The sequence below is a fragment of the Bacillus sp. CH30_1T genome, assembly GCF_008364765.1.
Taxonomy (GTDB): domain Bacteria; phylum Bacillota; class Bacilli; order Bacillales; family Bacillaceae_B; genus Rossellomorea.
This window is the reverse complement of the sequence record NZ_VTUY01000008.1, coordinates 221,451-242,462: the sequence shown is the minus strand read 5'-3', so window position 1 is coordinate 242,462 and position 21,012 is coordinate 221,451. Positions and strand designations below refer to the sequence as shown.

Genomic DNA, 21,012 nt, shown 5'->3' with positions numbered 1-21,012 from the left:
GGTTTTCAAAAAAACAGACTGAGCCTTTAACCTATTAAAATTGGATCAAATAGTTCAACAAGGAGTAAGGAAACAGCTCCTAATAATGTCGCATCATGACCTAATCGTGTCACAACAATCTCCGTTTGTCCCGCTTCCTTTATCAGTACTTTTTGCTGAATCATTTCAAGCAGACCAGGCATGATGAATTTTTCACTGTTCATCACTCCCCCGCCGAGGACAATCTTACTTGGATTGATTAAATGTATTAAGTTTGTTAAACCAATACCAATTATGTTTCCTGTTTCATTAAGCAGGTTTATACAGAACTTATCCCCATTTTGAGCTAAATCAAATATATCCTTACCTGATAAAGAGTTAGAACTTACACCTTCCCCGGAATTTTTTCTTGCCCTTTTAGCAATGGCATCACCACTCACTAAAGTTTGAAGACAACCCCGATTACCACATGCACATACTTCACCATTTATATCTATTGTCATATGTCCAATTTCACCAGCAATCCCTTTTGCACCATGATACAATTTACCATTAATCACTAAACCGGACCCTACACCCCGTCCAATATTTACGGCAACCATGCTATCGACATCACCATGCCCTCCAAACCAAGATTCACCCAGCGCCATCGCTCTCGCATCATTTTCAACCTTCACCGTCATGTTAAACTCTTTCTCTAGAATTGCTCTGATCGGAATATTTCCTAACTTCAATATCGGTGCCACAAGTGATGTACCCGTTTCAACATCTACCACACCGTGCATGGCTACCCCAATACCAATAATTTTACTTTGTTCCACATTAGAAAATCTTATGATCTTATAAATAGTTTCTTGTAAAATGAATAGAAGTTGCTTATTTGTTAAATGTTGTGGAAGCAAACCAGATGTCCTGTAAATAATCTCTCCTGCTAAATCTGTCAGGATACATTCCACTCTTTCAGGTCCCGCATCCACTCCAATGACATAATATGCATCGTTATTAATATGAAGCATTGTGGGTTTACGTCCTCCGCTTGAGCTGCCCAGCATACTTTCTCTTACTAATCCTTGCTCAATGAGTTCTTTTACAATACTGCTGACAGTCGGAGGAGTAAGACTTGTTTCTTTCGCAATCTGTGCCCGGGATATAGATTCTGAAGTCCGAATCTTATTTAGAATGATTGATTTATTTACAGATTTCATTAATTGAAAAGTACCACGCTGCATCGAAAAGCCTCCAAATTACATTATATTGAATTATTGTACCATATTTGAATTAGTTAATTTAATTAAGTATTTTGTGCAACTACCTCGAAATTCTTCCAGCCGCCAATCTATACTTTCTTAATGAATAAATAAAAAACGGTGGGTGCTCTCCGCTCCCGCCGTTTATAGATTTCTACTTATTTATGTTAGATTTTCTACTGCTGCTCTTTCAATCGCAAGGCCCTTTTTATAGCGTTCCATAAACTTCTCGAAGCCCTCTGCATCTTTAGGATCAGGTGAGATTGTCATACCTGCTTGTTCTGCAAATACGTTCTGCCTTAGGAATTCTTCCAACGTTTCATTATCTTTTTTATTTACCATATATGATGCTAGTAAAGCAATCCCCCATGCTCCGCCTTCACCTGCCGTTTCCATAATAGAAACAGGAGTATCGAGGGCAGCTGCCATGAGGCTTTGTCCAACTCCTTTTGTCTTAAAAAAGCCTCCGTGGCCCAGGATTTCATCTAGCTTCACTTCTTCTTCTTTGAGAAGAATATCCATCCCAAGCTTCATTGCACTTAAAGCTGTAAATAAATGTACGCGCATAAAATTAGCCAAATTGAAATTACTGTCTGACGATCGAACAAACAATGGCCGACCTTCTTCAAAGTGAGTAATGTGTTCACCGGAAAGATAACCGTAGGCTAATAGCCCCCCGCCATCCGGATCCCCCTTGAGTGCCAAATTATAAAGAGTTCCGTACAAATTATTCACGTCAACTTCCATACCTATTGCTTTTGAAAATTCATCAAACAAACCAACCCATGCATTGATGTCTGAAGAACAGTTGTTGGAATGCGCCATAGCTACCAGATTACCAGTAGGTGTGGTCACAAGATCGATCTCCGCATATACTCTGGATAGTTCCTTTTCCAGCACCACCATTGCAAATACAGATGTACCAGCAGAAACATTACCGGTACGCTTCGCTACACTGTTTGTTGCAACCATGCCAGTCCCTGCATCACCTTCCGGCGGACATAGCGGAATACCTACCTTCAGCTCCCCGGTTACATCCAAAAGCTTTGCCCCTTCCTCTGTAAGTACACCTGCGTTTTCACCCGCTACCAAAACTTCAGGCAGAATATCATCGAGTTTCCATTGCAATTTCTTTGGTGCAACCAACTCATTAAATTGATTGATCATTGACTGATTATAATGGTTCGTATTTAAATCAATCGGAAATACGCCTGAGGCATCACCAACTCCTAAAACCTTCTCTCCTGTCAATTTCCAATGGATGTAACCAGCTAGAGTTGTCTGGAAGTTGATGTCTGAAATATGTTCTTCCTTATTCAATATAGCTTGATACAAATGGGCAATACTCCATCTTTGCGGAATTTGATGGTTAAACAATTCTGTCAATACTTCTGAAGCTTGTTCAGTCATATTATTACGCCAGGTACGAAAAGGGACCAGCAGCTCTCCATCTTTGTCGAAGGCCATATAACCGTGCATCATCGCACTAAACCCGATCGATCCAACTGTTTGTAATGTTATTCCATATTTATGTTTCACATCAACAGCCATCTTTTGATAGCTGTCTTGTACACCCTTCCAAATTTCATCCTCACTATATGTCCAGATATTGTTGATATGGCTATTTTCCCAGTCATGACTGCCAGAGGCGATCGGAATATTGTCTTTTCCAATCAGAACTGCTTTAATACGAGTGGATCCAAGTTCTATACCAAGCGTTGTTTCGCCGCTATAAATGATATTTTCCACATCAAGACACATGTAATTCCCCCCCCAGGGTGTTATTAGAAAAAATCCCCCTTCCAGTAATCTGTCTACCTAAAGGGGAACATATTTTTGCTGAGTTATTTTGAACATCTATTGCCTGCTATTTTCATCCTATAATACGATTAACTATTGATAGAGCTTCCAGGCCAGATCAGCAATACGCAACTCATTTCTGAACACATATGGTTTTGTGTCACCCTCAATAATCGCACATTCAATTCCTGCCATCTCTGCCCAATCTTGTAGTTGTTCAGATGTAATGTCATATGAGAAAACAGTATGATGGGCACCACCGCCAAAAATCCATGCTTCTGCAGAGTCTCTTAGTGATGGCTTCGGCTTCCATAATACTCTTGCTACAGGTAGATTTGGCATCTCTTTTTCCACTCTTACGGCCTCTACTTCATTTACAAGTAATCTAAAGCGATGCCCTAAATCGATAACAGAGAAGTTCACAGCTTTTCCAGGACGGCTGTTAAATACCATTCGTGCCGGATCATCTTTTCCACCGATACCCAGCGGGTGTACTTCAATCACAGGTTTTGTTTCTGCAATCGTTGGGCAAATCTCTAACATATGAGAGCCCAGTACCATTTCATTTCCAGGCTCCATATGATAAGTGTAATCCTCCATAAATGATGTCCCTTGATTATTAGACATGATTTTCATCATACGTAAAAGGGCTGCTGTCTTCCAGTCCCCTTCGCCGGCAAAACCATAACCATCTTCCATAAGGCGCTGAACTGCAAGTCCCGGCAATTGTTTCATGCCGTGTAAGTCTTCAAACGTTGTTGTAAACGCAGAATAGCCTCCTTCTTCCAAGAATGCTCTCATCCCAAGCTCAATACGTGCTTGGTAACGAATTGATTCACGAACCGGTCCAGCTTCTTTACCCTCCGCCGCAAAATCATACTTGTCCTCATATTCTGCTATTAAACGATCAACATCCCCTTCAGAGAACTCATTCATCTTAGCAACAAGTTCACCGATACCATAACCATTAACAGTCCATCCAAATTTTATTTGTGCTTCAACCTTATCTCCTTCAGTCACTGCAACTCGGCGCATGTTGTCACCAAATCGAGCTACTTTTAGATTTTTGCTTTCATTAAATGCAACAGCCGTTCTCATCCAAGTTGCAATTCGGCCCTGTGTTTCTTGATCCTGCCAATGACCAACAACAACCTTCCGTGCAATTCCCATTCTTGCCCCAATAAAACCATACTCACGATCACCATGTGCTGCTTGGTTTAGGTTCATGAAGTCCATATCAATTTCATTCCATGGAATGTCACGATTGTATTGTGTATGTAAATGCAGTAAAGGCTTCTTTAACTCAGAAAGTCCGGCAATCCACATTTTTGCAGGTGAAAATGTATGCATCCATGTAATGATTCCGCCACAATGATCATCCGCATTTGCCTCAATCATGATTTTACGAATTTCTTCTGCCGTTTTCACAACAGGTTTATAGACTATTTTTGAAAGAACACCCTTACCTTGATTCAGCCCATTTGCCATTTCCTGAGAGTGTTTTGCTACTTCCTCTAACGTCTCAGGTCCATATAAATGCTGACTTCCCGTCACAAACCAAAATTCAACAGGCTTTACTTTTAACATACTTTTATCCTCCCTATCATTGAGCTTGTCATATGACCAATCCTCTTTTAATTTTTATCCTGACCATAATATGCAGCTGCCCCATGCTTTCTTAGGAAATGCTTATCCAGCAAGTTTTGATCCATCATTCTCGTTTCGGGATTTATTTGATGTGTCCATAATGCCATTTTAGCCACTTCCTCTAAAACCACTGCGTTATGAACAGCGTCATGGGCATCCTTTCCCCATGCAAAAGGAGCATGATTGTAAACAAGAACCCCTGGAATTAGTGCAGGATCCAGTTTTTCTTTTTCAAATGTTTCTACAATGACAACCCCAGTCTCATGCTCATATCTTCCTTTAATCTCTTCTTTAGTCATGGGCCGGGTACATGGAATTTCTCCATAAAAGTAATCAGCATGAGTTGTGCCAAGTGCAGGTATCCCTTTTCCTGCTTGCGCAAAGCTTGTTGCTTGCGGGGAATGAGTATGCACAATTCCTCCGATGTCTGGAAATGATTTATATAAATGTACATGTGTTGGTGTATCAGATGATGCTTTCAAATGACCTTCAACCATATTACCTTCTAAGTCGACCACAACGATGTCTTCTAGTTTCAATTCTTCATAATCCACTCCACTTGGTTTAATCACTACTAAATTTGTTTCACGATCAATAGCACTGACATTCCCCCAAGTAAATGTGACTAAGTTATGTTTAGGTAAAGCTTGATTCGCTTCGAGTACTTGCTGCTTTAAACCCTCCAGCATGTTCGCGCATCCCCTTTCAAAAACACCATGGGAATCGTAGCCCTCATTGTGTTTTCGCATTATTTTCCAGCTCTATTTTTATTAAACACATCAAAACCTACTGCCAGTAAGAGTACCAAACCTTTAATCGCTTGCTGCCAATCAATGCCGATCCCGATTAATGACATACCATTGTTCATGACACCCATTACCAGACCACCGACAATCGCACCAATTACCGTACCAACACCACCGGCCATTGAAGCACCACCGATAAATACAGCCGCGATTGCGTCTAACTCAAGCATGTTACCTGCCGCCGGTGTTGCTGAATTCAAGCGGGCAGCAAACATCAACCCAGCTAATGCTGCAATGATACCGTTGTTTACAAACACCCAGAATACAACTCGCTTCGTTTTTATACCTGATAAATCTGCGGCTTTCTTGTTACCGCCGGTTGCATAAACGTAGCGCCCCATTACTGTATTTTTCATAATAAAAGTGTAAATAACGATAAGGGCGAATACGATCACCAATACAATCGGAATCCCTTTGTTTAGTGCAAGCTGATAAGTAAACCAGTTAATAACAAAGACTAATAGTGCTAACTTTGTTACCGTAATCCAGAGCGGCAATACTTCCAAGTTGTTTTGCAATTGATTTTTACGCTTACTATACTCTAAATAAATTAATACAAGGGATAGCAGCACAGACAATACGATCGATAGAAGATGGAAGTCTCCTGATCCAATGTTCGGCAGGAAACCGCTGCTTAACTGTCCAAAAGAATCAGGGAATGGCGCTAATGACTTACCATCCAATAAATACAAAGTCAATCCACGGAAGATTAACATCCCTGCTAAAGTTACGATAAAGGATGGTATTCCTACATAGGCAATCCAAAATCCTTGCCAAACACCAATCAGTGCACCAACAAAAATGGATAAAATAATTGCTAACCAAACCGGTACATTGTTATTGATCATCAATACCCCGGCGATAGCACCGACAAATGCAACGACAGAACCAACGGATAGGTCAATGTTTCCGGTAATAATGACTAGAACCATCCCAACGGCTAATACTAAAATAAATCCATTTTGCAGGATTAAATTGGTTAAGTTCAAAGGTTTAAAGGTAATCCCATCTGTTAATATCAAAAACAGTCCGGTAATGAATACAAGTGCAATAATCATTCCATATTCACGTATATTGTTTCTAAATAAGTTCATTACTGTTTGCACGATTAGCCCCTCCAGATCCGGTCATATAACGCATAACATTTTCTTGATTCGCTTCAGAGCGATTAAGTTCACCTGTTATACGTCCTTCATTCATTACATATATACGGTCTGAGAGTCCAAGTACCTCTGGAAGCTCTGATGATATAACTAATACAGCCAATCCCTCAGCCGCCAAATCATTAATTTGAGAATATATTTCATATTTGGCTCCCACATCTATACCTCGTGTCGGTTCATCCAAAATTAATAAGTCAGGCTCAGTAAATATCCATTTACTCAACACTATTTTTTGCTGGTTTCCCCCACTCAGGTTTCCAGCAAGCTGTTCAAGCGATGGCGTTTTAATGTTTAGTTTTTCACGTAATATTTTCGCTTCGGCAATCTCTTTATTTTCATTAATGACAGAGTTTTTCGAAATGCGTTTAAGATTCGATAACGTGATATTCCGTTTAATGTCATCGATTAAATTTAATCCATATGTTTTCCGGTCCTCTGATACATAAGCAATTCCGTCCTTAATGGCCTCACTTACTGTATTTGCTTGAATTTCTTTTCCATTTTTGTATAAAGAACCAGTTATTTTCTTTCCGTAAGTTTTTCCAAAAATACTCATCGCCAGTTCGGTTCTGCCCGCACCCATGAGGCCGGCTATCCCAACAATTTCCCCGCGACGAATATGAAAATTCACATTATCAATAACTTTTCGTTCACGCTGTTGAGGGTGATAAACATTCCAATTTTTCACTTCAAAAACAGTTTCTCCAATAGTTGGGACGCGTTCAGGATAGCGACTTGTCAATTCCCGTCCAACCATCCCTTTGATAATTCGATCCTCTAATGCTTCTTCTTCCTTAGCCGAGAATGTTTCAATTGTTTGCCCATCTCGTAAAATAGTAATTGAATCAGAAATAGCCGATACTTCATTTAATTTATGAGATATAAGAATAGAAGTTATTCCTTGTTTTTTAAGTTCAAGTAGTAATTTTAATAGATTTTCGCTATCTGTTTCATTTAATGCTGCTGTTGGTTCATCCAGAATTAATAGTTTTACATTTTTCGATAGTGCCTTCGCGATTTCAACCAGCTGTTGCTTCCCAACGCCTATATCCATTACAGCAGTTTCAGGTGACTCTTTTAACCCAACTCGATCTAATAATGTTTTGGCTTCCTTAAAGGTATCTTGCCACTTTATTATGTTGCGGGATTGTCTTTCATTTCCTAAGAATATGTTTTCAGCTATTGATAGAAATGGACTTAAAGCAAGTTCTTGGTGAATAATAACAATACCAACACCTTCACTTTGCTTAATATCTTTAAAATGACACTCTTGACCTTCAAGATAAATACCACCATCAAACGAACCACTGGGATAGACACCACTTAATACTTTCATCAATGTGGACTTACCAGCACCATTCTCACCAACGAGAGAGTGAATTTCGCCTTTTTCAACTTTTAAGTTCACATTATCCAACGCTTTAACACCAGGGAACGTTTTCGTTATGTTACGCATTTCTAAAATATAATCTGACATAGCCCTGACCACCTTCTTATAAATAACGTAATAATGATTTCAGTGGTGACACAGTCACCACTGAAATCCGTTTGGCTATTTTAATTCGTCTTCAGAATAATATTCACTATCTATTAATTTCTCTTTGTAATTGTTGATATCTACAGATACGGGTTCTACTAGATAAGAAGGAACAACTTTCTTGCCATTGTCATATGTTTCTGTATCATTAACTTCCGCATCTTCACCCTTTTGAATCGATTGAATCATGTTTACTACTACGGCAGCTAAATCACGAGTATCTTTAAATACTGTTTGTGTCTGTTCGCCTGCAATCATAGATTTAACAGAAGCTGATTCTGCATCTTGACCTGTAACAACAGGAAGCGGCAGATCCCCAGAGCCATAACCTACCCCTTTTAATGCTTGAATAGCTCCACGGCTGATTCCATCGTAAGGTGACAATACTGCATCAACAGTTTCACCATTTGAATACGATTTACTTAAAATGTTTTCCATACGTGATTTTGCTAAGTTTCCATCCCAGCGCATTGTTGCACCTTGCTCAAAACTCGTTTGTCCACTCTGTACGATTAATTTTCCGCTATCGATATGTGGCTGTAATACAGACATTGCACCATCCCAGAAGAAATTAGCGTTATTATCATCTGGAGATCCAGCAAATAGTTCGATGTTAAATGGTCCTGCTTCTTCTGAAAGCTTTAATGCCTCTTCAATATAATTTGCTTGTAATACACCTACTTGGAAGTTATCAAAGGTTGCATAATAAGAAACGTTATCAGTTTCCATGATCAAGCGGTCATAAGCAATTACTTGAATATCTTGATCAGCAGCTTTTTCTAAAACATTTGTTAATGCTGTACCATCGATTGATGCAACAACTAGAACTTCTGCACCTTTTACAATCATGTTCTCGATTTGTTCGATTTGCTTATCAACATCATCTTCTGCATATTGTAAATCTGTTTTGTATCCTAGTTCTTTTAATTGCTCCACCATGTTATTTCCATCATCTACCCATCTTTGTGATGATTTAGTTGGCATCGCAACACCGATTAAGCCTTTTTCGTCAGAGCCTCCTGATGTTTTGTTTCCTCCACAGGCAGCTAAAAGCAACATAAAACAAATGAGTAGTGCAAATAAACCTGATTTCCTCTTCATCCTTTGTAACCCCTTTCAATTTTTGTAATCGCTTTCTCTTTCTTGAATTTAGAATATCAACATTTCCAATGTAAGGCTTTACATAAATTTAAACTGTTTTTATAAATAATTAATCTAAATGTAAAAATAGTTATGAATTTTGCGATAATTAGCCCTTAGATGTTTATAAAAGTAACCAAAAAGAAAAACTCCCCATATATATGGAGAGCTTTCCTTTTAGTTATTGTTTAAATCGCTTCGGAGATACACCAACCAGTTTCTTGAAAATTGTGCTAAAGTAATGCTGTGATTCATAACCAACTGTATCTGCTATCTCCCGAATTGACATGTCAGTTGTTTTCAATAAATTAACCGCTTTGTCTATACGCATCCGTGTTAAGAGACCACTATAAGAAATACCTAACTCCTGTTTCATCATACGGCTTAAGTAGACGGTTGTTACGTGTAATTCTACAGCAACTCTCTCTAATGAAAGGGATGAGTCTTGGTAATGCTTTTGAACAAAGATCTGAGCCTGTTTAACAATGGGAGAAATTCGTGTTTTCTTATCCAATGACTCTTTACATCGGGCATAAACTTGATATAAATCGGATAAATCTTCGTTTACATCTTCCAGATGCCAGAAGATGTTAAAATTCAAGTCTTTCTTAATCATCGCTTCAACCGCTGCAATTTGTTCATTAGTCACAAGTTCCCACAGGCAAACATTCAGTAAATTCGATCTATCCCGAAAAACTGCAGCTTTTATTTTCTCTAAAGACTTCGTTACTATACTTTCAAATGCAAACAAGTCACTTTGCCGGTCATTTTCCTGTAAATACGTTCGATTGTTATGATAATCAGGCAATCTAATGACAAGGTACTGTACTGGTTTCTCTACTGAAAATTCTAAAAATTGTAATTGCTCTTTAATTTCAGTACTTGTTAATTGACCTGCTATCCATTCTTGAAAAAAACGTTCCTTCAGTTGTAAATGATTCTTCTTAATTTGGTTTTCAGCTTGTTTCAAAAAGGACTTCTGCTGTACCTCAACGTCTAATTGCTGCTTTAGCTCGATCAGAATTTTTTTAAGCTTTTCCGGATTAACAGGTTTTAATAGATAGTCTTCTACTTGCAATCGTATTGCCTCTTGAGCATAGTGAAATTCATCATAACCCGAGATAACTACCATCTTACAATGGGGCAGTTCGTCCCTTAAGTGCTTCATTGCAGCTAAACCATTCATTATGGGCATATTTAAATCGATCAATAATATATCAATCTTATGCTTTAAGGCTAATTCAACTGCTTCTTCTCCATCTTCCGCTTCCCCGATAACTTCCATACCAAATTCTTCCCAGTCGACGGAAGAACGTATACCCTCACGAATAATATATTCATCATCTGCAATTAATACTTTCCATTTATTCATTATGTTGCATCCCCTTTTACCAGCCCTGTATCGTCTTTCAGCATCGGTAATATGATTTCGACTGTTGTACCCGCTTTCTCCTCACTATGAATATGCATCCCATAGCCTTCACCAAACGCTAACTGGATCCGGGCTTGCACATTTAGAGTGCCATAGCCTTTTTTATCTCTGGTTTCCCCTTTGTTCTCTGTTCTAGCAATCGCTTCACTTAGTGCTTGCCGCATCTCTTGAAGCTGCAATTCAGTCATACCAGCTCCGTCATCTTCAATAGTGATCGATAAGTTACTCTCTTTTTCTTGCGCTGTTACAATGATGTGGCCAGGGCCCCTTCGTTCCTTAATCCCATGATAAATAGCATTTTCTATAATTGGCTGTAGAATAAACTTTATAACATATAAATCACCCATACTCTCTTCCACATGAATTTGATAGTTTAACTTATCACGATACCTCGTCTTCTGTATTTGCAAATAATTCTTTATATGGTCAAGTTCTTCATCCAAAGAAATGATGTCTCTGCCTTTACTTAGCCCGATACGGAATAATTTCGCCAGTGACTCTACAACTTCCGCTATGTCATTTCTCTTTTGCTTTCTTGCCATCCACTGGATAGTATCCAGCGTATTATATAGAAAATGCGGATTAATGTTTGCTTGCAAGCTTCTAAACTCCGCATCTCTTTTTTCCTTTTCTTGGAGTTTTGTTAAAGACATCAAGTGATTAATTTGTCTTAGCATATTATTAAAACTACGTCCCAGCATACCAATTTCATCATTTCGCTTTTCACTGTAGCGAACATCAAATTCTCCAGACTCTGCTTTTCGCATAAATTTCATTAACTGAGCAATAGGATTTGATATTGAATTAGATAGAAAATAAGATATTTGAATTCCAAAAATCATGATCAGAAAAATAAAACTGACTAAATAAAACCTTATCTCCCGTATTTCAAAAATTGTTTCTTCCGCAGGAAACACACCTATCGTCGTCCAATTAGTAAACGGGGATTTTTGGTGGATAAATTGAAGTCGTTGTGCATTCACTTCTTTTGAGAAAGTTCCTGAATTTTGTCCTGCTATCCATTTATATGGAACATTTTTAATTAACGGGTCATTGGGCTGATAAATGTTTCGTCCTTGATCATCCACCAGCATAAGGTAGCCGGTTTTTCCCAAGCGAACGTCTACTAACGTTTCCTTAATGACCCTTTGCTTTAAATCAATCAGGATCACCCCAAGAACTTCATCAGCATATGGATCTACTACTGCCCGGACAACCGAAACCACTTCGTCATTTTGGTAATTAACTAATGAAGACAGACCTCGATCTTTTGGTTGACCAATAATTGTAAATATCCCATTATTGTCGACCGCTTCTTTATACCAACTCTCTTCGGTTAAATCTTTTGTTGATGGTGCAAAAAATTCATTACTAATATAGTCACCATTACTATTAACGATCAAAATCCCGGCTACTTCCGGTGAAAGGGTAGTAAAATCACGCAGAAACCGCTGGATGTCATATTCATCCGCTGCATTAGGCTCTACCTCATTGTCTGCCGCTAAAAAGTGCTGTACTTTTTCATTAAAGCCGATAAAGTAGGTAATACTTTGCATATTGTTAATGTAAAATTCAAGGGACTTGTTTACTTTGCCGATAAGCTGCAGAGTATTGTCATTTACTTGCTCCTCCAGTACACGCTCAACTGTCCAATTAATCAAAAGACCCAGACAAATAATGGGAATGATACTGATAATTAAAAAGTGAGAGATTAACTTATATCGAATGGGTAAATTATTTATCTGTGTCCAGTGTTTCAATTTATTCCCCATCCATTCCCTGGTTTTATTGTTGATAATAGGCATCCACATTTTTCTTCGTAACGATCGTAACACCAGTATCAACAACGCGAGGAAGCGGCGCCCTTCTTTTGGGTTCATGATTTAGATGAAATAAAAATTGTAGCCCCCAATATCCCATCTGCCATGTTCCCTGTGCTAATGTTGCTGAGATCGTCCCATCTTTGATCATATCAAGGGTCCCTTTATCTGTATCAAAGCTAATAATTTTAACGGAATCTTCAGAATTATTAGCCAAGGTCGCTCTTCCGACTCCAACCCCGCCAACTGCTTGCGTAACGAAAACTCCAGTAAGATCCGGGTATTCTTCCATCATTTCCTGCGCAGCTTCTTTAGATTGCATTTGGTCCCCCCTTCCATCCTTGGTAGAGACTACTTCCATGTTAGGATACTCCTTAAAAATGGTATTCCGGAATCCTTGTGCACGATCTATTTGATTTAATTGATGAGGTTGTGTGATGATACCGACTTGTCCATTTTCATTTAATAGTTCTGCCATCTTATGTGCAGCCTCTACACCAGCATTATAACTATTTGTACCTATAAAGGAGTATGCTTTACTTTCTGGCGCATCCGCATCAAACATGACGACTGGGATACCAGCATTAACAGCTTTATTAATAACAGGATTCAATGCTTCTGGATCAATCGTTGAGATAGCAATACCTGCAGGATTCTTTGCAATAACCTGTTCTAGTACCGTAATCTCCTCTCCTACATCGTATTGCGTAGCACCGCGATACTCCACAGATACATTCAAAGCTTTTGCCGCATCTTCAAAGCCTTTTAAGGCACCTTTCCAATAGTCAATTCCCACCTGGAAGGTAACCATTACATAGGTTTCATCGATACTTCCTTTCATTTCATTTCCAGACCATTCACGTTTTGAAGAATCGTCTGTTTGATAATGATATACATAAATTACAAATAGACTAGTTAACAATAAATAAATTAAAAGCAGTTTTTTCAATCTTGAAACCCCTTTCAAAATACAATACTATCAAAAAGACGCACTTCACGTGCCTTGAATGTTGATCGGAGATAGTATAGTAGTGCAGCGGTTATACACCCCTTCCGCCCGTAAGCTAAAGAGAGTGTACTATCTATAAATACATTGCGACGCGGTAAAATGCTGTATATCCAGGATTTCGAAAAAGGCATTGATGAATCTTTAATGCTATTTTACCGTTTTAGATAGGACTATGGTATCGTCAATTTGCTAAGTTACTTTCAATTTCTCTTAAATACTAAAAATTTTGAATAACATTGATTATCACTAAGTATATTATATTACTTATGCTTTTTGCATTTGAATTTTGAATAGTATGATAATGGTTCTTGCATACAATCTCATACTATCAAAGTAACAACGTACGCGATACAATTCATACCGGTCGCCATCGGACTCGCCATTATCATGACCCTTCTAGCCCTCATCGGCTTCGAAGCCGTCAAGAAAGCTACTAAACTATTCATTCCTATCCTAGTAATCGGTCAGGGAATCATCCTGTACCTTTTCCTAACAGAAGGAGCCGATTCCCTCACAACACCCAACCAAGATCAGGAACCATTCTCCATAGGAACGTTCCTATTCTACTCAAGCCTCGTCTTCGTCCAATACATCTCCGGCGTCAGCGCATCATCCGACATCACCTGCTATAGTAAAAGCGACCGCCACGGATTCTGGGGCCTTTATAGTGGAAACGTCGTCGGATTCATGATGACCGCACTGCTTGGAGGATTGAGTGCCAGCTTGTTCAAGGACCTGAATCCATTCGTGGCAGCGAGTCAACTGACTGACTCAAGCCTGCTTCTACTGGTGATCACGGCATGTGCGATGGTGTCGATGATTTCGATTAATCTGAGTAATGCGTATACAGGCGGATACAGTCTGCTTAACGCACTACCATCTCTATCGCGAATACAAAGTGCACTGTTGTTCAGTATAGTCGGGATCATTTTAAGTTCATTTCCGCAGTTGGTTTATAATGCGCAGGAGTATATTTCTTATCTCGGGATCCTGATCATTCCGATATCGGCGATTGTGGTGGCTGATTATTTGGTTATTAGGAGAGGGAGGATTTCTGAGAGCGCGCTGGTTCGGCTTGCGAGTGGGGGGGCGAATTTTAATCGTGAGTCGTTGTATGTTTTAGTATTTGGGATGGTGGTTTATTTGGTGATTCCGAATGGGTGGTCGCCGGGGTTTAGTTGTTTTATAATGACCTCTATTATAAATGTGATTAGTAAAATAAAGAGTAGGATGGAAGAGCAGAATCCTATTCAGAAACTTGGTTAAGGTAAGAGAGTGAACCTGTAATGGTAGGTTCACTCTCTTCTTTGTAGATTAGGGTCAAACCCCAAGCATAATGCTCTACCTTATCAGGAGTAATCCCATTATCCTGATAATATTTATTACCAAAAAGATTAATATCGTATTTTTCTAGTAACTTATGTTTAAGAGTATGAAATAATTATATAGTTACAGGATATGTCTTTTTTAAAAAAACGGGGTCAGACCCCCAGCTCATTAGGACTAGCATAAATAGAATGAAATTCCACATCTTTTAACCTGTTCCCTAGTGATAACGCATTTTCCATTCCGTTCTCAGTTAAATCAGAGTCTTTCCATCCCTGTAACTTCCTTTGGGTATTCAATACAATTTTTCACCGTGTCTTGTAACAAAAAGTCTAAGCAACTATTCATCTCCTTAAACAATCGAGTATAAGTAACATTTTACCATTAAAACTAGAGTAGTCGTTTCAAACTCACCCCACATAAAATGAGGGCTGAGGTAAAAAGGGAGACGAAGGAACAAGTATGGTGTCCAAAAACCACTAAAAGGGACAAGGCGGCCGCCTTGTCCCTGTTTAACACTATTCGCAGTGAACCTAACACACTCTTTCACCTTGTGCCAGTTCCCCCGCTGTTCTTATCTAAGCACGCAATAATGCTCCATTCGGCTCTTTTAACTCCTGCTCTACTATTTGATTCACCTTAGAGAAGTGGTCCAGAAATTGTTGTGCCAGCTCTTGTTCCTCCGTGTCACTTTTCAATGAAACGATGTCGCGCAAAATCTGAGCCATCCACGAATTATCAAAATAACGGTACTTGCCTGTATTCCAAGTCGTTTTTTGAGGGGATTTTTCATTGACATAGTATTTCCAAAAAGGCATCTGCTTCGATTCCTCGTCTGTAAGTTGGAGTCTGTAATGGGAATGGGCAGGAATATTTCCATCTTCACAAAGTTTACCGATGAAATTATCCTTTACCATATAGACACCTAATATCCGTCTGTCTTTTTCAAGCATGCCGGGATCGACCGCTGTCAGCAGGACTGCACTGTTTTGGTGTAAGCGACTGGGCTTGTTTGGCTTACCCTTATTATTACCACTTTTTATTTCACCAGAGGAAACCGTCCAATCTGAAAAGGAGCTACTCTGTTCTTCTATATCGCACCGGTAAACCATCTGCGATTCGGGATGAAGTTTATGATTTTTCATAAGTTTTTCATGACCCACTCGAAGCTCCTGGTATTTTCTTTGCCGTTCCTTTTCCTCTTCCTTCTGCATTTCTTTCTCTTTGAGTTCCATTTCCTGCTCGTGTAAAATTTTTTCAAGTGAATTGGCAGCACTTTTATCATGTAGTTTCAAGTGCTGTCCAAATACATCCGGGTAAACAAATTTTTTATTTTCCGAGGCGAAATGTATTTCAACTACCGTATCATTATGTTTAACGATACTTCCCATACCAAACCGCTCATGTGTAACTTTCTTATTGATTAAATTCAATATATTAGTCCTCCTTGTATAATAACTCGGGTACTATTGCCTGAAAAGCTCACAAAAACTGTTTGAATTTCCCTTCGGAATAAATAAGATATATAACTAAACGTTCAATAAAAAAAAATCACCAGGTAATAATTATAGCATTTTTTTGATAAAAAATACAACTTTAGGGTTGACACCCTATTTCATCGCGAGGTAAAATGAAATTTTATTTAAATCTTGATGATTGGTACAACCCTGATTTTTTGGTTTTTCTCGGGGTAAATGGGGACGGATCCCATTCGACTTTTTGCATTAATCTAGAAATGCGCACTTTCAAACGAATGACCTTATCAGCCATTGATGATATAGACCTGAATTCTCCTCTTCACATATTAGAGAATACACTCTTCCAATTTTCCGACCCAGAACTCCTCCGTATGAACCACTCAAACATCATGATTACATCCATCCTGCCAATGAAATGTCCAATCAGCGCCTCCACCCTATCTACATCCTTAGTGTCGCTATGTTGGTGGCGTTCTCTAATATCTATTCTTTCTCTAAGATCTTAAGTCTGTTTGCAGGTCATTTCCGCACCCGATTCACATGCTTTTCGCCGCACGAAGACAATCCGGAATCAGCTTTATTATCAAGCTGGTCAATCCCAGAATCATCATATCCCTTTTTTACAGACATACCGATCCAATAGAAATAATGCCCACAAGCTAAATCATTCATCGGCTTAAACGTATAGACACTCCCATACTCCATCCACTTACAAAATGGCCACATTCTCACTTTATAAAAAAGGGTCTCTCGAAACTTCCCAATCGACCTAATATACGGCCTTTCACCAAGCATCACACACCCTAACTGAACTCCGCCCACATACATGGCATTCAACACAATCCACAGATACAGGGGATAAAATGTATCCAAATCGAACATCCATTGATTTAAATTACTCCATCTACTCATTTGATTCACTCCTGATTCAATCTGTATTCAACTTATATATAGGGAGATGGGCTGGGAAAGGATACCCTTAGGTGAATATTTTTAATTAAATATGTTGTTATTAAATCTGAGGAAGGTAAATACCTTTGGAGTAGAAAATGAAGAGCAGGTTTCTTAAAGACGATTATTTCTTTTGGCTTAATCATCTGAAAAACATGGCGACCCCCAACTCATTTGGATCAAACCCAAGCAAGAAAAGTTAAAATTTTTCTCCACTACTTTTATCAACAAACGAAAAAACCTCATCCGTACAAACGCCCGAATGAGGTTTACCACAATTTATTCTGAAGAGTCTTCTATATTCTCCTCCGTCACCAACTTCAACGGCACAGGAATCTTCTCCTTCACTTTCTTCCCTGACAACACATCAGCCCCAGCCTGAACGGCCAACTGACCGATCTTCTCAGGCTGCTGAGCAACAGTCGCAGACAGGTTACCGTTACGAATACTAGTCATCGCATCCTCATTCCCATCAAATCCAACGACTAATACATCACGGCCAGAACTCTGGATCGCTTGCAGTGCTCCCAATGCCATTTCGTCATTATGAGCGAAAACAGCTTTGATATCTGGATTCCCCTGAATCAGGTTTTCCATCGTATTCAATCCTTCGGTACGATCAAAGTTTGCAGTCTGCTTGGCTGTTACATCAAGCTGTTTGTCGGCGATGTTGTGGAACCCGGCTCCACGCTCACGAGTAGCGGATGCTCCAGGAACACCTTCAAGTTCTGCAACCTTTGCTCCTTCACCAAGCTGTTCGACCAGATATTCTCCGGCCATTTCGCCGCCCTTTTCGTTATCCGAGCTGACAAGAGTAGCGACGTCTCCTTTTTCCGCTGAGCGGTCAAGGGTCACGACGGGGATACCAAGGCTGTTGGCGGATTGAACGGCTGTTGAGATGGCCGCTGAATCTGTTGGGTTGATCAATAGGACGTCAACACCCTGTTGGATGAGGTCTTCTACGTCATTGATCTGTTTGGCGGCATCGTTCTGGGCATCGACGACGACGACTTCCATGCCTTGTTTCTTAGCTTCTTCCTGCACGCCGTTTTTCATGGAGACGAAGAATGGGTTATTCAGTGTTGAAACGGATAGTCCGATTTTGATGTCTTCAGGATTTGAGCTTTTATTCGGCTTCGCCCATTCCGGCGGCTGCAGGGAGCAGGCGCCCAGGAATATGAGTGATAGACTGATAAGTAGTAACCATGCTTTTTTCATAGTATCCCTCCTACGCTGCTTTCTTTCGGTCGATGAGAACGGCGATGATGATGACGACACCCTTTACGACCATTTGGAAGAAGGATGAGACGCCGAGCAGGTTCAGACCGTTGTTTAACGTTCCGATGATGAGTGCACCGATCAGTGTTCCGACGATCAGTCCGCGTCCGCCAGACAGGCTTGACCCGCCTAGGACGACGGCGGCGATGGCATCGAGTTCATAGGATGTACCCGCTGTCGGCTGGGCTGAATTCAGGCGTGACGTGAGGATCGCTCCTGAGAGTGCTGCCAGTAAGCCTGCCAGGGAGTAGATCATCACTTTGATGCGTGGTACTTTGATCCCTGAGATCAGGGCTGCTTTTTCATTCCCACCAATGGCATATGTTTTTCGGCCGAACGGGGTTTTATGCAGGATCACCCACAGGATCGCGAACGTCAGGATCATCGTGACGGCAGGTACCGGGATTCCAAGGAAATATCCTCTTCCAAACAGTTGGAATGCATAGCTGTCGCCAAGTCCCGTGATTGGGTTACCGTCTGTGTAGACGAGCGTCAACCCGCGGAACATGGTCATCGTTGCAAGTGTGGCGATGAACGGTGCCATTTTACCTTTTGTAATCAATAGTCCGTTGACCATTCCCATCAGAGCTCCGAGAATACAGCCGATCAGAATCGCAAGGATCGGGTCGATTCCCGATACCATCATCCCTGCCATCAGGGCACTGGATAAGGCGAGGATCGAGCCGACGGATAAATCAATTCCTCCGGTTAAAATGACGAAGGTCATCCCGTAGGCAATCAGGGCGTTAATTGCGACCTGTCTTAGTAGATTCAATAAGTTCAAGGGTTCTAGAAAACTAGGGTTGATGATGGATACGGTCGCAATCAGCACAAACAGTCCAAGGAGCGGACCTAGCTTTTGCATCAGATTGCCGACGTGATTCGTTTTGAGTGCGTTATTCATGTGCGTGACCTCCTGTCGCCAATGTCATGATTTTTTCCTGTGTTGCGTCTTCCTTAGATAGCTCTCCTGCGATGGTCCCTTCATGGACGACGAGGATGCGGTCGCTCATCCCGAGTACTTCTGGCAGCTCGGATGATACCATTACGATCGCGACGCCACGGTCGGTGAGCTCGTTCATCAGCTGATAAATTTCACGTTTCGCCCCGACATCGACTCCCCTCGTCGGTTCGTCTAGGATCAGCACTTTCGGACCGATCCCGATCCATTTAGCGATGACCACCTTCTGCTGGTTCCCGCCGGACAGGTTCCGTGCATGAGTCCGGGCTGATTCCGTCTTGATCGTCAGCCGTTTGATAAGCATTTCCACAAAGTCCTGTTCGCTTTTATCATTGATCAAGCCCTTCTTCGTGAAGCTGTAGAGGCTTGGAAGGGCGATATTATCCTTCAGGGAAAAGTCGAGGACGAGTCCTTCGTCCTTCCGATCCTCGGTGATGAATCCAAGACCGAGCTTCACCGCTTGATCGGGTGTTTTAATGGTGACCGGTTTCCCGTTCACGAGGATTTCGCCTTCATAACGTCCGTCGAGTCCGAAGATGGTGCGCATGATTTCCGTCCGGCCTGCCCCCATCAATCCTGATACGCCGACAATTTCTCCTGAGCGGACCTCGAAGCTTACCTTTTCAAACAGTCCCTTTTTCGTCAGGTTTCGAACTTCAAGCATTGTTTCGCCTGGCTTTGGATCCCGGGCCGGGAAGCGGTCCGTCAATTCACGTCCGACCATTTTCTTCACGACCTCATCGAAGTTCGTCTCGGGAATCGGCGTCGTATCCACCGTGCGTCCGTCCCGCATGACCGTGATGGTGTCACAAATCGTGAAGATCTCTTCCATCCGGTGGGAGATGTACACAATTGACACGCCGGCTTTTTTTAACGAACGGATAACGGTGAAGAGCGTATCGATTTCCCGGTCTGTCAAGGCCGCCGTCGGCTCGTCCATGATGATGACTTTTGCATCCGTCATAAGGGCTTTGGCGATTTCGATCATTTGCTGCTGCCCGACCGAGCACTGACCCGCTTCTTTTGTGAGAGGGATGGAAATGTTCAGTTTCTTAAACTGCTCATTCGCAACCGCTTTCATTTTCCTCGTATTGATGAGACCGAATTGTGTAACCGGTTCCTTATTGATGAAAAGATTCTCAAGGACGGTCAACTCAGGCCAGACGTTCATCTCCTGATGGATGAAGGCAATGCCGAATTCCTCGGCCTGCTTCGGATCGTCAAACGTCATTTCGTTCCCGTCGATGGTGATCGTTCCCTGATCCTTCTTGTGAAGACCAGTCAGGATGTTCATCAGGGTCGACTTTCCGGCACCGTTTTCTCCCATCAGGGCATGGACCTCCCCGTGCTGGATCTCGATGTCCACTCCTTCAAGAACTTTGTTCGAACCAAATGCTTTATGGATATTCTTCATGCTAATCTGCATGCTACTCACCCC

Annotated in this window: 17 protein-coding genes; 1 reads left to right on the top strand and 16 read right to left on the bottom strand. The window is 40.9% G+C overall.

Features of this window, described 5'->3' with window-relative positions; all coding sequences use genetic code 11:
- Positions 1-26 precede the first annotated feature (26 nt).
- The 10 genes from F0342_RS17890 to F0342_RS17845 all read right to left on the bottom strand — a co-directional run bounded on the left by F0342_RS17890 (position 27) and on the right by F0342_RS17845 (position 13,520).
- Positions 27-1,208: an ROK family transcriptional regulator gene (locus F0342_RS17890; RefSeq protein WP_149157202.1), complete on the bottom strand. Its 1,182-nt coding sequence runs from the start codon at positions 1,206-1,208 to the stop codon at positions 27-29.
- A gap of 180 nt (positions 1,209-1,388) precedes the next feature.
- Positions 1,389-2,987 (bottom strand): xylulokinase, encoded by a 1,599-nt coding sequence (locus F0342_RS17885; protein WP_149157201.1) that lies wholly within the window; start codon positions 2,985-2,987, stop codon positions 1,389-1,391.
- A 132-nt stretch (positions 2,988-3,119) separates the two neighbouring features.
- The gene (araA, locus tag F0342_RS17880) at positions 3,120-4,613 is read right to left on the bottom strand and encodes an L-arabinose isomerase (protein WP_149157200.1); all 1,494 of its coding nucleotides are present in this window, start codon (positions 4,611-4,613) and stop codon (positions 3,120-3,122) included.
- A 47-nt stretch (positions 4,614-4,660) separates the two neighbouring features.
- Positions 4,661-5,362 (bottom strand): L-ribulose-5-phosphate 4-epimerase, encoded by a 702-nt coding sequence (araD, locus tag F0342_RS17875; protein ID WP_149157199.1) that lies wholly within the window; start codon positions 5,360-5,362, stop codon positions 4,661-4,663.
- Positions 5,363-5,421: 59 nt separating this feature from the next.
- Entirely contained in the window at positions 5,422-6,585 is a 1,164-nt protein-coding gene (gene mmsB, locus F0342_RS17870; RefSeq protein ID WP_149157198.1) for a multiple monosaccharide ABC transporter permease, read from the bottom strand.
- Positions 6,560-8,119 (bottom strand): multiple monosaccharide ABC transporter ATP-binding protein, encoded by a 1,560-nt coding sequence (mmsA, locus tag F0342_RS17865; protein WP_149157197.1) that lies wholly within the window; start codon positions 8,117-8,119, stop codon positions 6,560-6,562. The genes mmsB and mmsA overlap by 26 nt, the downstream gene beginning before the upstream one ends.
- A 75-nt stretch (positions 8,120-8,194) precedes the next feature.
- A complete protein-coding gene (chvE, locus tag F0342_RS17860; RefSeq protein WP_149157196.1) occupies positions 8,195-9,280 on the bottom strand; it encodes a multiple monosaccharide ABC transporter substrate-binding protein in 1,086 nt (361 codons plus the stop codon).
- A 220-nt stretch (positions 9,281-9,500) separates the two neighbouring features.
- Positions 9,501-10,691 (bottom strand): response regulator transcription factor, encoded by a 1,191-nt coding sequence (locus F0342_RS17855; protein WP_149157195.1) that lies wholly within the window; start codon positions 10,689-10,691, stop codon positions 9,501-9,503.
- Positions 10,691-12,511, bottom strand: coding sequence for a cache domain-containing sensor histidine kinase (locus tag F0342_RS17850; RefSeq protein WP_316252626.1), 1,821 nt, complete (start codon positions 12,509-12,511; stop codon positions 10,691-10,693). The genes F0342_RS17855 and F0342_RS17850 overlap by 1 nt, the downstream gene beginning before the upstream one ends.
- A gap of 25 nt (positions 12,512-12,536) precedes the next feature.
- On the bottom strand, positions 12,537-13,520 hold the full coding sequence (locus F0342_RS17845; RefSeq protein WP_149157194.1) for a substrate-binding domain-containing protein: 984 nt from the start codon (positions 13,518-13,520) through the stop codon (positions 12,537-12,539).
- A gap of 372 nt (positions 13,521-13,892) precedes the next feature.
- On the opposite strand from F0342_RS17845, the gene F0342_RS17840 reads away from it, so the two are divergent.
- Positions 13,893-14,846: a cytosine permease gene (locus tag F0342_RS17840; protein WP_316252628.1), complete on the top strand. Its 954-nt coding sequence runs from the start codon at positions 13,893-13,895 to the stop codon at positions 14,844-14,846.
- A 215-nt stretch (positions 14,847-15,061) separates the two neighbouring features.
- Here the strand turns inward: F0342_RS17840 and F0342_RS25740 are convergent, their stop codons facing one another.
- The 6 genes from F0342_RS25740 to F0342_RS17810 all read right to left on the bottom strand — a co-directional run bounded on the left by F0342_RS25740 (position 15,062) and on the right by F0342_RS17810 (position 21,000).
- Entirely contained in the window at positions 15,062-15,205 is a 144-nt protein-coding gene (locus F0342_RS25740; RefSeq protein WP_188048594.1) for a histidine phosphatase family protein, read from the bottom strand.
- Between the two features lie 279 nt (positions 15,206-15,484).
- The gene (locus tag F0342_RS17830; RefSeq protein WP_149157192.1) at positions 15,485-16,339 is read right to left on the bottom strand and encodes a malate synthase; all 855 of its coding nucleotides are present in this window, start codon (positions 16,337-16,339) and stop codon (positions 15,485-15,487) included.
- Between the two features lie 564 nt (positions 16,340-16,903).
- Positions 16,904-17,296, bottom strand: coding sequence for a hypothetical protein (locus tag F0342_RS17825; RefSeq protein WP_149157191.1), 393 nt, complete (start codon positions 17,294-17,296; stop codon positions 16,904-16,906).
- A gap of 318 nt (positions 17,297-17,614) precedes the next feature.
- Positions 17,615-18,553, bottom strand: coding sequence for a ribose ABC transporter substrate-binding protein RbsB (rbsB, locus tag F0342_RS17820; protein WP_149157190.1), 939 nt, complete (start codon positions 18,551-18,553; stop codon positions 17,615-17,617).
- A 10-nt stretch (positions 18,554-18,563) separates the two neighbouring features.
- Positions 18,564-19,517 carry a ribose ABC transporter permease RbsC gene (gene rbsC, locus F0342_RS17815; RefSeq protein ID WP_149157189.1) on the bottom strand — a complete coding sequence of 318 codons (954 nt, stop codon included), beginning with the start codon at positions 19,515-19,517 and terminating at the stop codon, positions 18,564-18,566.
- Positions 19,510-21,000, bottom strand: coding sequence for a sugar ABC transporter ATP-binding protein (locus F0342_RS17810; RefSeq protein ID WP_149157188.1), 1,491 nt, complete (start codon positions 20,998-21,000; stop codon positions 19,510-19,512). The genes rbsC and F0342_RS17810 overlap by 8 nt, the downstream gene beginning before the upstream one ends.
- Positions 21,001-21,012: the final 12 nt, after the last annotated feature.